The sequence below is a fragment of the Psychrobacillus sp. FSL H8-0487 genome, from assembly GCF_038008385.1.
GTDB lineage: Bacteria > Bacillota > Bacilli > Bacillales_A > Planococcaceae > Psychrobacillus > Psychrobacillus psychrotolerans.
Genome location: NZ_JBBOZA010000001.1, coordinates 1,615,017 through 1,629,335, shown reverse-complemented (window position 1 = coordinate 1,629,335; position 14,319 = coordinate 1,615,017). Strand labels below are relative to the sequence as shown.

At 35.7% G+C, this 14,319-nt stretch carries 15 protein-coding genes; 2 read left to right on the top strand and 13 right to left on the bottom strand.

The annotated features are described in order from the left end of the window. Window positions 1-132 precede the first annotated feature (132 nt). The 7 genes from MHI47_RS08080 to dinG are packed head-to-tail and all read right to left on the bottom strand — an operon-like array spanning window position 133 to window position 6,593. Complete coding sequence (locus MHI47_RS08080; RefSeq protein ID WP_340769013.1) at window positions 133-426, bottom strand: YpoC family protein; 294 nt, start codon at window positions 424-426, stop codon at window positions 133-135. Continuing rightward, on the bottom strand, window positions 413-1,069 hold the full coding sequence (gene nth / locus MHI47_RS08075; protein WP_340762125.1) for an endonuclease III: 657 nt from the start codon (window positions 1,067-1,069) through the stop codon (window positions 413-415). Before nth ends, MHI47_RS08080 begins: the two co-directional genes overlap by 14 nt. Window positions 1,070-1,078: 9 nt before the next feature. Then, window positions 1,079-1,789: a DnaD domain-containing protein gene (locus tag MHI47_RS08070; RefSeq protein ID WP_340762124.1), complete on the bottom strand. Its 711-nt coding sequence runs from the start codon at window positions 1,787-1,789 to the stop codon at window positions 1,079-1,081. A gap of 40 nt (window positions 1,790-1,829) precedes the next feature. Next, complete coding sequence (asnS, locus tag MHI47_RS08065; RefSeq protein WP_093534623.1) at window positions 1,830-3,125, bottom strand: asparagine--tRNA ligase; 1,296 nt, start codon at window positions 3,123-3,125, stop codon at window positions 1,830-1,832. A gap of 21 nt (window positions 3,126-3,146) precedes the next feature. Then, window positions 3,147-3,635, bottom strand: a complete 489-nt coding sequence (locus MHI47_RS08060; RefSeq protein WP_340830384.1) for a cell wall elongation regulator TseB-like domain-containing protein — start codon at window positions 3,633-3,635, stop codon at window positions 3,147-3,149. A 3-nt stretch (window positions 3,636-3,638) separates the two neighbouring features. Beyond that, on the bottom strand, window positions 3,639-3,809 hold the full coding sequence (locus MHI47_RS08055; RefSeq protein WP_093534627.1) for a YpmA family protein: 171 nt from the start codon (window positions 3,807-3,809) through the stop codon (window positions 3,639-3,641). Between the two features lie 21 nt (window positions 3,810-3,830). Continuing rightward, window positions 3,831-6,593 (bottom strand): ATP-dependent DNA helicase DinG, encoded by a 2,763-nt coding sequence (dinG, locus tag MHI47_RS08050; RefSeq protein ID WP_340830383.1) that lies wholly within the window; start codon window positions 6,591-6,593, stop codon window positions 3,831-3,833. Between the two features lie 391 nt (window positions 6,594-6,984). Between dinG and MHI47_RS08045 the strand changes: the two genes are divergently transcribed. After that, window positions 6,985-7,206 carry a hypothetical protein gene (locus MHI47_RS08045; RefSeq protein WP_093534631.1) on the top strand — a complete coding sequence of 74 codons (222 nt, stop codon included), beginning with the start codon at window positions 6,985-6,987 and terminating at the stop codon, window positions 7,204-7,206. A 41-nt stretch (window positions 7,207-7,247) separates the two neighbouring features. On the opposite strand, the gene MHI47_RS08040 is transcribed toward MHI47_RS08045, so the two are convergent. The 3 genes from MHI47_RS08040 to MHI47_RS08030 all read right to left on the bottom strand — a co-directional run bounded on the left by MHI47_RS08040 (window position 7,248) and on the right by MHI47_RS08030 (window position 10,302). Continuing rightward, window positions 7,248-7,832 carry an AAA family ATPase gene (locus MHI47_RS08040; RefSeq protein ID WP_340830382.1) on the bottom strand — a complete coding sequence of 195 codons (585 nt, stop codon included), beginning with the start codon at window positions 7,830-7,832 and terminating at the stop codon, window positions 7,248-7,250. A gap of 207 nt (window positions 7,833-8,039) precedes the next feature. After that, entirely contained in the window at window positions 8,040-9,245 is a 1,206-nt protein-coding gene (locus tag MHI47_RS08035) for an MFS transporter (RefSeq protein WP_340830381.1), read from the bottom strand. A 22-nt stretch (window positions 9,246-9,267) separates the two neighbouring features. After that, window positions 9,268-10,302, bottom strand: coding sequence for an ROK family protein (locus tag MHI47_RS08030; RefSeq protein WP_445678293.1), 1,035 nt, complete (start codon window positions 10,300-10,302; stop codon window positions 9,268-9,270). 262 nt (window positions 10,303-10,564) lie between these two features. Here MHI47_RS08030 and MHI47_RS08025 point away from each other — a divergent pair, with 262 nt between their 5' ends. Next, complete coding sequence (locus MHI47_RS08025) at window positions 10,565-11,569, top strand: hypothetical protein (protein ID WP_340830377.1); 1,005 nt, start codon at window positions 10,565-10,567, stop codon at window positions 11,567-11,569. Window positions 11,570-12,093: 524 nt separating this feature from the next. Here MHI47_RS08025 and panD read toward each other — a convergent pair. From panD to panB, 3 genes are read right to left on the bottom strand one after another with little or no spacing between them, the layout of a single operon-like run. Continuing rightward, window positions 12,094-12,477 carry an aspartate 1-decarboxylase gene (gene panD, locus MHI47_RS08020; RefSeq protein ID WP_093534641.1) on the bottom strand — a complete coding sequence of 128 codons (384 nt, stop codon included), beginning with the start codon at window positions 12,475-12,477 and terminating at the stop codon, window positions 12,094-12,096. A gap of 3 nt (window positions 12,478-12,480) precedes the next feature. Further along, window positions 12,481-13,326 carry a pantoate--beta-alanine ligase gene (gene panC / locus MHI47_RS08015; protein WP_093534643.1) on the bottom strand — a complete coding sequence of 282 codons (846 nt, stop codon included), beginning with the start codon at window positions 13,324-13,326 and terminating at the stop codon, window positions 12,481-12,483. Then, window positions 13,301-14,158: a 3-methyl-2-oxobutanoate hydroxymethyltransferase gene (gene panB / locus MHI47_RS08010; protein WP_093534645.1), complete on the bottom strand. Its 858-nt coding sequence runs from the start codon at window positions 14,156-14,158 to the stop codon at window positions 13,301-13,303. Before panB ends, panC begins: the two co-directional genes overlap by 26 nt. Window positions 14,159-14,319 lie beyond the last annotated feature (161 nt).

The window sequence follows — 14,319 nt, the reverse complement described above, 5'->3', positions numbered from 1 at the left end:
TTCCCTTCCCGTTGGTTTATGTTATTAAAATAGACACATTTTTGATGCTCTCCATTATTTCATGAAGGATGTTGTCATACTCCCTTAAGCTAATTCTACTAAAAACTAAAAAAGCGAATGAATCTCTTGGATTCACTCGCTTTTGGATTGTGCACGTATACGCGCTAATTTTTTCTTTGTTTCTTTAAAAAGCTCATCGAGTTGAACAAAAGCAACATGTTTATCTATATTGGACTTGATGAATGTAGTGCGTTCCATATAGTTAAGAGGTGTTGCTTCTTCTGTCTCATCAAGTATATACATTAGCTGATGAATACCCTTTCGCATTAGCTCACTTTTTTTCGGATCTTTATTTCGGATTAACTGAAGTAGTTCTTCCCTCATTATTTCCCATTCATCGAAATAACGTTGATTATTGTGGGACAATCTTATTCATCCTCTTCTTCCCTTCTCTACAAACCGAGAGTAAAGGGCATTCTGGGCAATTTGGGTTTTGCGCTTTACAATGATAGCGACCAAAGAAAATTAGCTGGTGATGCGTTTTTGACCATAAATCAATTGGTGTTTTTTTCATTAACGTTTCTTCCACCTGTAGCACAGAATCTTTCCATCTGCAAAGACCTAATCGCTTTGAAACTCTTTCCACATGTGTGTCTACCGCAATCGCCGGAATGTCGAATGCAACCGAAACTACTACATTAGCCGTTTTCCGACCTACTCCTGGAAACGTAGTGAGTAAATCACGGTCAGGGGGCACTTCTCCGTTATACAATTCTATTAGCTGCCTACTCAGTGCTTGTATATTTTTAGCCTTATTTCGAAATAAACCAATCGAACGAATATCTGTCTGTAATTCCTCAATGGATACAGCTAAATAATCCTCCGGTTTTTTATACTTTTGAAACAAGTTTTTTGTTACTTTATTGACTAACACATCTGTACATTGTGCGGATAATAGAGTGGCAACTAATAATTCAAATGGATTCTCATGAACTAACTCACAATGTGCATCCGGGAACATTTGCTCCATTTCATCTAAGCAGTAGAGCCATTGTACCTTTGTAAGCAAAGTTTACACCTACTCTCTTTCTTCTAACCAGTTGTAAAATGGAACCTTCACACTAGACGATGGCTGTTCCGTTGGATTTTGAACTGGCATATGCTGTCTAAATTGTGCGGACTGATTTTCAGCAGCTTCCACCGTTTTAATATTTTTCTTCTTCCAATCAAATAAAATTCGATCTATATAACGTAGACTAAGTTTTTGAGAAAGTACTGCTTCTTTTAATGCCAATCGAATCAGCGATACAGAATGTTTGTCTTGGTCAAACCACATACCAATTGTTTCACATTCCATAGGAGATAATAATCGACCAAATTCTTGTTCGAATAATTTATATATATCCCCTTCCTCCTCTTTACTGTGAAGGTCTTTATCGTCGTTTTGTAGCTGTTCCATATAATCTACTAATAGCTCCCATAATAGATGAAAGGAATAGTATTCATAATGTATCCCATTTTGATCTAGATGCTTTTCTATTTGTATTAACCCCTTCTGCATAAGGCGTTGCAAAATAGTCACTACTTTATCTTCACTAAAATAAGTACGTTCCACTAAGTTCTGTGGGGTAGGAAAATGATTTCCTGCTTCTCCATAAGCGATTAAATGCAATAAAAGAATAGCTTCCTCATCTCTAATATTGATCGCTTTATAGTGACTAAAAAAAAGCTGGGAAATAGTTACATTTCCCTGCTCAGTCCAGATACGGAGTCGATCTCGCTTTTGCATGCTCGTACTCCTTTCTCTCTATATAATTTCTATTTACTTTTTATGGGTATAAACGATTTAACAAACGTGGGAACGGAATAGATTCACGGATATGCTCTGACCCACTAAACCATGCTACTGTGCGCTCTAATCCTAAACCAAATCCAGAATGTGGTACAGCCCCTTGTTTACTCAAATCTAAGTACCAAGCATAAGCGGATTCATCTAGGTTATGCTCTTTAATACGCTGTTTCATCAATTCATAATCATGAATACGCTCAGAACCACCAATTACTTCTCCGTACCCTTCAGGAGCGATTAAATCAGCACATAAAACTACATCATCACGTTCTGGATGTGGCTGCATGTAAAATGGTTTAATGCCTATTGGATAGTGAGTAATAAATACTGGTTTGTCAAAGCTTTCTGCGATTGCTGTTTCATGAGGTGATCCAAAATCATCTCCCCACTTAATATCATCAAAGCCTTTTTCTTGTAAAAACTTAATAGCATCATCATATGAAATACGTGGGAATGGTGCTTGAATATTTTCTAATTTAGACGTATCACGACCAAGACGCTCTAATTCAAGTGTACAGTTTTTCAATACTGCCTGCGCAATAAATGAAACATACTGTTCTTGCACTTCTAAGCTTTCTTCAAATTCAACAAAAGCCATTTCTGGTTCAATCATCCAGAATTCGATTAAGTGGCGACGAGTTTTAGATTTCTCTGCACGGAATGTTGGTCCGAAAGAAAATACTTTTCCTAATGCCATAGCCGCTGCTTCCATATATAATTGTCCTGATTGTGAAAGATATGCATCTTCATCAAAATATTTAGTATGGAATAATTCAGAAGTACCTTCTGGCGATGAACCTGTTAAAATAGGTGGATCCATTTTAACAAAACCATTTTCATTAAAGAATTCATATGTAGCACGAATTATTTCGTTACGAATTTTCATAATGGCATGTTGCTTTCTAGAACGTAACCATAAATGACGGTTGTCCATTAGAAATTCCGTACCATGCTCCTTAGGAGTTATAGGGAAATCGACTGCTGCATGAATTACTTCTATTTCTTTTACTTGAAGTTCATATCCAAAAGAAGAACGTTCATCTTTAATCACTTCACCTATTACATACATAGAAGTTTCTTGCGATAAACCCTTTGCAGTTTGGAAGATTTCTTCCCCAACATCTTCTTTTACTACTACACCTTGTACAAAACCAGAACCATCGCGTAATTGTAAAAAGGCAATTTTACCACTTGAGCGCTTATTAGCAAGCCAAGCGCCCATTTTTACTGTTTCTCCAACATGGTTGGCCATATCTTTAATCATGATTTTTTTCATTATACCCTCCAAAATTTTTGACTATAAGTTCGAAATTCGCTTCCACCATTCTCCATTATCAAATAACAAATATACATAATTGAGGTTGTCTTCTGCATTTACATAGGTTATTTCCCACACCGGCCCTATATCTTCTACACCGAGTTTAGCATGTAAAAGCTTACCATCTTTAACATCTTTCATCACCAAGTCTACTGCTCGTTGCTCTGATATTCCTTCTTCCAGATTCACTTCCATAATTTTTTCGTCCGATTTCCCATGAGGTAAAAAGTATGCTTTTTTTTCCCCTTTAGCTGTCGAACCAATTACGGTGTAAAAAGTGGAAGTATTGTTATATACGTAAGTTTTATCCACCTGAGCTAGCAAATTGTTCTCCAAAACATACGATTCTGCTTTATCCGTTGCTTCAGAAAATGGACCTTTGGCTTGAAAGTAAATTAATAAGCTAATAACAATCGTTAAACTTAATGCAAAAATAACCATAAATAATAACCACTTTTTAAGTCCCATCTGTTACGTCCTATAAATGGTGAAAACCGCTTTATTTTCATCTTGCTTATCAAGAGCAAGCCCAAACATTAAGTCTTTCTCTTTAAGCGTACGATTCAATACATCGACTATTTTATATAAGTCTGATTGGTAGTCAACTATAACAGTTGATAGCGTTTCTATTTTGTTTTCCATATTCCAACCCGCTTTCTAAAATCATCCTTCATCAGTATACCAATTTTCTAGCTCTAAGACCATATTTTCTAGCGATACTTTCTTAACAGGAATATTAGGAATAGCCTGTAAAAAGTCTCTTCCATATGACTTAGTCTCTATACGTCTGTCCAAGACGATGAAAACGCCTTTATCTGAAGATGATCGAATCAGACGACCGAAACCTTGTCTAAAACGCAACACCGCTTCTGGTAAAGAATAAGCAGAAAATGGATTCTGCCCATTTTTCGTTAACAATTCTGCTCTTTTTTTGAATAATGGATCGTCTGGAGAAGAGAATGGTAACCGAACCATAATGATAACCGATAAGGCATCACCAGGAACATCCACTCCCTCCCAAAAGCTATTCGTCCCAAAAAGAACTGATTTGGAGAACCGCTGGAATGACTTTAATAATCTCATCCTACTTCCAGATGTCATGCCTTGTGCAAAAAGCATATAATCATCCAACAAATGAGTATCTTGTATTAATTCCACAGTTTTACGAAGCATATCTTGGGAGGTAAACAAAACAAAGCATCTACCTTCTGATACAAGAACAGTTTGGACCACTGCTTCCGCAACCGCTTCAATATAATCACTTTGCGATACCTGTTTAATGTCGGGCATATTTTCCACAATTAGCAGTTCCGCTCCACTATAATAATCGCTAGCGGCTTTATACTGATAGATAGGTATTTCTGTACCCAACCCGAGTTGGGTCGTGATGAAATGCCTATTAGAAGGTACCGTAATTGTTCCAGACGTCCAAATAACCGCTCCCACTTCTCGATGCGCCATTAAGGCTTTTCTAATATCTTCTCTATAATTTAGTGGTCTTTTTATAACAGTAAGGCTACCAGGAATACTCCGAGTATCAACTTCTAACCATCTTGCCTCTGTCACTCTGTTCTGTAAGAAAATTTCATCCCATTCACTGACTTTAATGACTAACTCTCTAATCCAATATTGCCATTCATTGATAAATGATTGTATTTTCTCGTCTTCCACATGTTTACTGTATGAGTCAATCATAGATTTGGTAGAAAAGATGAAAACCTGAATCGAATTTGCAACGGAGCGGAAAATAGTTTGGTCTAACTCCAGGTCATCTAATTCTACTGTCTTTTTAGTGCTCTTCCCGTTCCTTTTACTTTTCTGAAGAAAGGCATCAATTACATAGGAAACAGCCTTATCAAATTTCTCAATGGTTTCTACATATTGCTTTTCTAATTGAATTTGAATAGATAATGGAACATGCAAAAGCTCCAATTTCTGCAACAATTGCTCGGTATCAAGTGTCCCAAATTGTCCTAAAACATATTTCCAATTGGTATAAGAGAAAATACGCTCACCGCGAGACATACTAGCGTGAATCATTTGATGGGCCTCATCGACAATCATTGCACAACCAGCTGTTAATATTGGTTGTTCTCTTTCTTGATCGGTCATTACCATTGCATGATTTGTAACTAAAATATGGCAGTCTTCACTTTTACGAAGAGCTCTTTCATAAAAATCATTTGCTCCTACTTCTTTTTTGTTAGACAAGCTTCCTCTTCTGATTTTATCGACAAATAATTGGCCGCCACCCGAGGCATTAAGCTCAGTTAAATCGCCATCCTCGGTTAAAGTAAGCCATACTAAAATTTGCATAATCGTAAAGGTTTCATCATATGACTCATCTTCCAGTTGAACCTGCTGCCAAAAGCTATACAGATCAATATAATGATGCATTCCTTTTAATGTTGCTACCTTCACATTAGTTTCTAAAATTGCGTTGATCTTTGGTATTTCTTCACTCACCAATTGATCGATCAAATGAGTTGTATATGTACTTATAATTACAGGTCTTTTCTTTTGGAATGAATAGAGGACAGCAGGTAATAGATAGCCTAGTGTTTTACCAATTCCCGTTTCGGCCTCACAAACTATTTCTAATTCATTTGTTAAGGATGCTTGAATTTGATCCATCAATTCAAATTGTCCCTCACGTTCTTCAAAGCTGGGGATACTTTTACTAAATAATTCAATTTTCTTGTCCCTTGTTTCAGGAAATGACAATGAATCGGTTTCTTCATGTTGTTCATCAGAAATTTCCTTTATCGGAATCCCTCGGTAAAGTAGAAAACCTTCTGACACTACCTGTTTTCTTTTTTCAACAAGTACATCAAAAAATAATATAGATAAATTAGATTTTAACTGAAAGGAACGTTTATGTAATAATTCGATAGTTTTTAGCGGTAGCTTCATTAATTGATCGATACATTTTATCAGCAAATAAGCAGTTGCCAGAGCATCGTCATCAGCTCTATGAGCAGATTCTAAATTGATTTCTAACTCATTTGCTATATCCTGAAGCTTATAGCTATAAAGGTTCGGAAACATTAGCTTTGTGAATTCTACCGTATCCATTGTTTTGCATACTAGGTTTGGAAGACCTACTCTCTTTAGTTCCTTCTGAAGGAATGGTAAGTCAAAGTGAATATTGTGAGCGACAAAAATGTGATCCTGCAGCATACCCAATACTTTTGCTCCAATATCCTCAAATAATGGTGCTTTTTCAACATCACTTTCCGCTATATTAGTCAGATCCTGGATAAATAGAGGAATTGGCTTTTCTGGGTTTATAAAAGTCGTATATGTGTTTACCAATTTGTTATTTTCAATAAATACAATTGCAAGCTGAATAATACGGTCACCATTCGTCGATGAGTGGCCTGTTGTTTCAATATCGACAACTGCATATTTATGATTTTCCATCATTCCTCAACTCACAGTCCTTTTGTTCTAAAAAAATTGTACCACATTCACTTTCCAGTGACGAAATTTTTACTTTCAAACAAGATACATATGGATAAACGGAAAATTCTTAAAATCACGTTCCGATCAATTTCCCTCCATATACTTGCGTAAATACGTTTAAAAAGGAATTAGTATCTTTAAACAATCCTAAAAAGCCTAATTTAATTTGGAAATATAGACCGTATTAATACGTATCCTGGAGTTTCTAAATAACTTTTATAAAAAATAGGATAAAAAAAGAACAGAATAGTCGTAATGATTGGAATTTCCAGAAACTATGGTATAATCAAGCAGTACACAATTGGATTAGTGACTTCCGAGGTTGTCACTCCTTAGAGAGGAGTTCGAGGAAATGTCATCTCAACATTTAAAAAACATGTTGTTATCATTACAACAATTTCAAGATTCTAAAATCTCCATTACAATCAATGACCATAACAATGAAGCCTTATTTACAGTAAGTTTATCAGAAAGTCTATTTCAAGTTACCAATATCAACAATCACAAGACAGAAACTTCCGATAATGTAGATACGGTAGTAGAATATATAGAGAATAATATTTTTACAAATTGACCCTAACTAGTAGGTCTCTTTTTTTTTGAATAAAATTAGTTCTATAACTGTTTTATTTGAATTTTGATTCTGTCCCACCTTTTGCTCAGTTTACTTCTGTTGTCATTTAGTAAACGGATGTCTAACATAGATGCAATGGTCTCAGCTATTCTTTCAATGGACATGTGTTCGGTTTCAATACGATGTTTAAATATATCATTGGATAAGCCTTCTATACACCTTTCTATTTGCAAAGCACCCCAAGAGTGTTTGCTCTCTCCTCTACTTCTCAGTCTCTTTATCAGCGTTTCCTTGGATGCCCAAAGGACAAAATGATTTACTACGACACCATCCTTTCTTAGCTTTGTTATTATTTCTTCAAAGTATTGTGGATTTACAATAGTCATTGGTACAATAATTACCCCATTGTATTCACTCGCTATGTATTTTAACGTAGTATAATTTAGTTCTCTCCAGACACTGTGATCTTGGAAATCCGGTTTACTAAGCTCAGTTGGAATATTTTTGTTAATAAAAAAGCCCGTTTTTTCTGGATCAAAGACAACAGAATTAGGAATCCTACGATGTAATTCATATGAAGTCTGCGTTTTCCCTGAACCAAATGCCCCGTTTATCCATATAATCATAAAATCACCTTTTCTTTAATGAATGATTAACTTACTACACTCATTACTAAATTCATAAGTTCCAAAATTATTATATACAACACTTATTCAACCTTTTAAGCTAAAAAACCTTTTATTTACTGGTGAATAACAAAAAAAGAAAATGAAGTATATATATTTCATTTTCTACAAGCAATAAATAATGAAATTTGAATTTTGATCATTCCTTTAGTATGCATTCTTCCTCCCTAGTATTATATTAAGTTTTTCTGAGCTTAATAGCATTGCTACAGCAAAAATGACAATAACAATCGGGAAAATCCCAATAGTCATCTGAGAAGCCATGAAACCAAGAAGTGGTGGCATGAATGTTGTGCCCGTATAAGCAAACGCCATTTGATAGCCCATAATCGTCTGAGAATGCTTTTTCCCAAAACGTGTTGGTGTTTCATGCAACATACATGGAAATATCGGCGCTAATCCTAATCCGACAATTATAAATCCGACAAATGAGAAAGCGGACGGTAACGGTAATACTAATATTATGGCACCACTCAATGCTATTAACTGCCCCCACCTAATGAGCGAACGGTTGGTAACTTTATAAGTGATAAAACCTGTTATTAATCTGCCAACAGTTATCCCTGCGTAATAAAAAGAGATCCAACCGGCAGCTGTTGCTACACTTATTCCTTTAATATTTACCAAGAAACTACTTCCCCAAAGACCCACAGTTGCTTCAACTCCACAATAAAAAAAGAATGTAGTCAGAGCCCATTTTACTCCTTTAGTTTGAAGTGGCTTTGTATTAGTCTCTTTTTCATTAATTACAGCTTTTAGCTCGTCAATTTCCTCTAGTAAACGATCATTTCTTTTTACTTTTACTTTTTTCCATAAAGGCAAAGTGAAGAAAAGAATAATAACTAATGCAAACTGAATAGCTGCAATAAGAAAATATCCATTTCTCCAAGAACTAGAACTGTCCCCTGATATAAACTGAGCCATAATAATCGGACCTAAAGTAGCTCCGACTCCCCAAAAACAATGTAACCAACTCATATGCCTCGCCTTGTAATTTACAGCTACATAATCGTTTAACCCCGTATCTACAGCCCCAGCTCCTAATCCAAGTGGAACAGCACAAACCATTAACCAAACAATCGATGGAGCAAAATGAAATCCAAGCAAGGCAACAGCGGTCATTAATACGCTGACAAATGTGACTTTCCCAGTCCCGTACCGTTTGAGAATCCTTCCACTAATAAGACTAGAGATTATTGTGCCACATGCTATGGTCATAAATAATAGTCCAGCAGTCTCAAGTGGAGCCCCTAAGTCCCCTTGCATCACAGGCCAAGCTGCTCCTAATAATGAATCAGGTAAACCTAAACTAATAAAAGCCAAATAGATTATTATTAAAAGAAATGTTGCCATGTTTCACCTCATATACTTCCAATTATTTTATTTCATTCAACATAAGCTCTATCCCTAATCTTTGTAGTCCATATAAATAATCTTGTTTCCAATCACTTATAGTTAGCTCAGGAAGATGTTCTGGTGGAACATAATTAGAACTTGCACTAGTAATTTTTTCTACTAACGCTTCATCCACTTCATCTTTGAAAAAAATGATGGTATGTGGGTTAATGCTAGCTGTAAATGATGCTACTAATCGGCTAATCGGATCAATCTGATAATCTTGAGAAAAAGGAGCTTCTTTAGATTCAGTTCCATTGTTTTCTAACGCTTGCCATAAATTCTGCTCATCATACTGAGGGACGAACGAAATCTCCCCAGCGAAAAATGTACTCCCACGCACCACATCTCCATTTATCAAAAAACCTGCACCAGGACCATTTTGACCTATATACAAATATACAAGGGAGGGATTGTTCTTCCCCCCCTTATAATGGTGATATCCGAGTACGGCAGCATTCATATCGTTCTCAACAACCACAGGTATCGAAAAATGATTTTCATAAAATCCTTTAATATCAAAATTTTGAAAGTTCACATATCCAGGTATATGAAAAATCCTTCCATTATCAACAGAACCAGGTACTCCTATTGCGATAGAGCTAATTTTTGGGTATACTGCTATTAATTTTTCCATGCTCATAGTTAATAGCTGTAAGCCACCTTCCACTAATACACTTGGAATTACCCCCCGCTCTTTCACCTCTCCCACACAATTAAAGATCGCATAATTTGTTTCTTGCCTCTCTAAAAAAATGGAAAGTCCAAGCGTATGCTCAGGATTGTACTTATACCTTTTTGCTCGTCTACCTCCACTAGATTCATCTAAACCTACTGAAATAACCTCTCCACTCTTCTCCATTTGAGCAAGAAACTTACTTATAGTTGGGAAACTAATGTCTAATTTATCGCAGAGTTCAGCTTTTGTTGCACTTTCAAACTCTAAAAGCAACTTCCTAATACTCGAAAGAATTACTTTCCTCACAGACTTTGGAGTAGCATTCACTAACTCCACCTCCTACTTAAATATACTTATTAAAGAACTTTAATAAGTATTGATGATAATATATCATAGAAAATTATTGGAAACAACTACTATAATTTTTATTTTCAAATAATTCTTTTTTCTTACAATCACACGAATAAATAACCTCTATTACTCTGTTTTCTGATTAAAAATTGAATCCATACATTACTTTTTTAATTAATTCATGAAAATCTGATGCGAAGTATGATATGGTAAATTGTCTACAATTAAAGATTAGAAGGTGAACACCGTGCTAGAAGTAAGTGAAAGTAAATTATCGAAATATGTTGTACATCACGTCGGCGATACGCTTGTACTAGGCGATGAAGCACTCTCCCAACCTGAAACGATGTTGGAAGCGGCTTTTACTCAATTAGCTTTTAACAAAATTGATTTGGAGCAACAATTCGAGTTTTTCCACGAATCAGACATAGGATTGAATGAAGTATATACGTATGTAAACTCCATATTTGATCAGGATACTAGTTTCCTAGAGCAATCCAACCATATTGCCACTCATTTAAAAAGTGTTTCTCAGCATCCAAATATTAAACACGGAGATTTATTCATAGGGTTATTTGATAATTGCCTATGGCATAACGAAGTGAAAAAAGTAATAGCTATCGTCAAAATTGATGAAAAAGAAATGTTTTTAGATGTGAAAAATGAGCAAAATAAAATGGTTGTGAATGGCATTGACGGAATTAATGTAAAAAAAATCAATAATATGGCGGTCATCATGGACATGGGTCCAGACGTAGTACCAGCTGTCTTTATGAAAACAAAAAAGAAAGAAGATGTCGTATTCTGGCAAGAGCGTTTTTTGAAGATTAAAGTAGCAGATGAGCATTATCACAAAACAGAGTTAGCTTTAACAGAATGTAAAAAGTATATTATTAAGGAAGAAAACTATACGAATACCGAGAAATTGGGTTATTTGAATAAGACACTCGAATACTTTAGAAATGAAGAAGAGTTCCAGGTAGATAATTATATTGACACAGTCTTTGAAAAAACAGCTTCAGTTCAAAAAGATATAATTGTCAATTCAGTAAAACCATATGAAACGATCATTTCTGAAAGTGCCATTGCAAAAGCAGAAAAAACGTATAAACGTAAAATTAAATTAGATTCCAATATTGAAATTCAAGTGAATGTACGAGATATTGAACAAGTCAATGAGCTGATTGAAGTTGGCTATGATGAAGCTACAAATCGGAAGTTTTATAAAATCTATTTCCAAGAAGAAATATAATCCAAGATAAACATACTAGTATAAAGTTTAGTCTACAGAGAATAAGAGGAGATGGGCAAAGGACACGCCACAATTCTCTTAGAACCTGTATTCTTCACTATATTATTACCGAATGTATTTAAAGGGATACTGGATGTGACGGATGTCACAACCAATATCTCTTTTTTTCGATAATTTTATGCAGTTCGCTTCTTCAAGTCCCATAAATCTAGTGTAGGCAAAAGAAAACCAAATTTCTTTAACTGTTGACACTTTCAACTTTCTTCGCTTGACTCGCATGGAGTGATTTCATAGCATAACGCGCTATAGGTTGTGCGATTAACATTTCAATCCAACATGCTACACCAAAATTTCTTTGCCACACATGCAAGAAGTTTCTAAACAAGTATTAAAACTATTACATCGATAATCTATACATAATTTGTCGAACAATTTTAAAAAGAAGAAGTAGCCGATTAGATATAAATAACCTGCCATTCAAGTCAGTGTCACTGATTTGAATGGCAGGCGTATTTTGTATTCAATTACATAACTGTTGCTTCGGGTTCGTAATGGATGATTTGTTTGATAGAATTATCTTCATTCATAATCGCCACTGTTGGCTTATGTGATTGTGCTTCTTCATTCATCACATATGCATACGATAGTATGATTACTACATCCCCACGTTGAACTAGCCGTGCAGCTGCTCCATTTACACAAATAACACCACTACCTCGTTCACCTGAGATAATATATGTCTCAAAACGTGCACCGTTATTATTATTTACTATATGCACTTTTTCGTTAGGTAACATACCTACAGCATCTAGTATATTCTGATCTATTGTAATACTTCCTACATAATTTAAATCAGCTTCTGTTACTACTGCTCGGTGGATCTTCCCATTTAACATCATTCGCAACATATATTACACATCCTTTTTTTCTTTTAAAATATTATCTATCAAACGTGCCTTCTCAAAAAATACGGCTGTCGCAAACAGTACTTCCTTCGTATCATCTGTAACTGACTGTAACGTTGGATAAGATAATGCTTCTAAATAATCAATCTTACCAGAGGTGTTGCTCTCAATATGCTCTTTCCCTTTTGCAATTGCTGCTGGTAAGTCATTTGTTTTTTCCCATGTTTCTGTAGCTAATTGCAAAGCTTTATACAAATGAACTGCTTCTAATCGTTCTTGTTCGCTTAAAAATACATTCCGCGAGCTCTTAGCAAGTCCATCAAGCTCCCTCACTGTCTGTACCCGAACTATTTCTACTGGGAAATTATACGCATTCACAAATGTCTCAATTATAGCTAGTTGTTGTGCATCCTTTTGTCCAAAGTATGCCTTCGTTGGCTGAACAAGATTAAATAATTTAGTAATTACCTTTAGGACACCATCAAAATGTCCTGGTCTACTTTCACCACATAGCTTAGTGGAAAGATTTCCTACCCCTATAGAGATACCACTTTCAAAAGGATACATTTCCTTTGCACTTGGAACAAATAATACATCTACTCCAGCATCTGTAGCTAGTTGTGTATCACTTTCAATATCTCTTGGATATCTGTCTAAATCTTCATTTGGACCAAACTGAGCAGGATTCACGAAAATACTTGCCACGACTATGTCATTATCGATTCTAGCCTTAGTTAATAAGGCCAGATGTCCTTCGTGCAAATAGCCCATTGTGGGAACGAAACCTATCGTTTTGTCTTTATTTAGTTCGATTATTTGTTTTAGCTCATTTATCGTTTGTATTGTTTGCATGATTGCCTCCATATAGTGCGGAAAGTTGCTCTTCCTTCATCGTAAAGGAATGTTCTACTGTTGGGAAAGTACCATTTTTAACTTCCTCTACATATTGTTTAATACCAGCTAAAATTGGTTCTCCAACATTTGCAAATTCCTTCACAAATTTAGGAATATGATGTGTACCGTACTTTACCATATCATGAAAAACTAACACTTGCCCGTCAGCTTGTGCACCTGCTCCAATACCAATAGTAGGAATCGTTAGAGCCTTAGAAATAGTGTCAGTCAGTTGATGTGGAATACATTCTAAAACGACGGCACAAGCGCCAGCTTTTTCACATAGTTTTGCGTCTTCTATTAACTTTTCTGCTGCTGCTGCAGTTTTTCCTTGTACTTTATATCCACCTAGTACACCCGCAGATTGAGGCAACAAACCTAGATGAGCGATAACTGGAATACCGGCAAACGTCAATTTTTCAATGACTGGCAATACATCATCCGCACCTTCGAGTTTCACAGCCTGTGCACCCGTTTGCTGCATAAGTTGAACCGCATTAGTTAATGCTGAATCCAATGAACCGTGAAACGTCCCAAAAGGCATATCGACCACTACAAAAGTATCCTTCGCCCCGCGTCTAACTGCTTTACCATGATGAATCATATCGTCCATCGTTACGAAAACAGTAGAGTCATAGCCTAAAACGACCATACCTAGTGAATCACCCACAAGAATCATATCCATTCCTGCTTCTTCCGCAAATTTAGCGGTCGGAAAATCATAAGCTGTCATCATCGTAATTTTCTCGTCGTTTTTTTTCATACTAATAAAGTTACTCGTTGTTTTCATACAAAATCCCTCCATTTGTGGTGAAGAGAAAACCATATAAAAGCCCTTCTATTCCGAAATGGACAGAAGGGCAGAAAAATTGTATTCATAGGTTTTCCCGTCCCTGTCATATAGATCAAGGCAGACTATTTAGTTAACAAAACTCTTTTTCTAAAGGTGCA

Coding starts and splice junctions, on each gene's coding strand:
- MHI47_RS08070 (WP_340762124.1), bottom strand. CDS start 1,789: ATGCAAAAGCGAGATCGACTCCGTATCTGGACTGAGCAGGGAAATGTA.
- asnS (WP_093534623.1), bottom strand. CDS start 3,125: ATGAAAAAAATCATGATTAAAGATATGGCCAACCATGTTGGAGAAACA.
- MHI47_RS08060 (WP_340830384.1), bottom strand. CDS start 3,635: ATGGGACTTAAAAAGTGGTTATTATTTATGGTTATTTTTGCATTAAGT.
- MHI47_RS08055 (WP_093534627.1), bottom strand. CDS start 3,809: ATGGAAAACAAAATAGAAACGCTATCAACTGTTATAGTTGACTACCAA.
- dinG (WP_340830383.1), bottom strand. CDS start 6,593: ATGATGGAAAATCATAAATATGCAGTTGTCGATATTGAAACAACAGGC.
- MHI47_RS08045 (WP_093534631.1), top strand. CDS start 6,985: ATGTCATCTCAACATTTAAAAAACATGTTGTTATCATTACAACAATTT.
- MHI47_RS08040 (WP_340830382.1), bottom strand. CDS start 7,832: ATGATTATATGGATAAACGGGGCATTTGGTTCAGGGAAAACGCAGACT.
- MHI47_RS08035 (WP_340830381.1), bottom strand. CDS start 9,245: ATGGCAACATTTCTTTTAATAATAATCTATTTGGCTTTTATTAGTTTA.
- panD (WP_093534641.1), bottom strand. CDS start 12,477: ATGTTGCGAATGATGTTAAATGGGAAGATCCACCGAGCAGTAGTAACA.
- panC (WP_093534643.1), bottom strand. CDS start 13,326: ATGCAAACAATACAAACGATAAATGAGCTAAAACAAATAATCGAACTA.
- panB (WP_093534645.1), bottom strand. CDS start 14,158: ATGAAAACAACGAGTAACTTTATTAGTATGAAAAAAAACGACGAGAAA.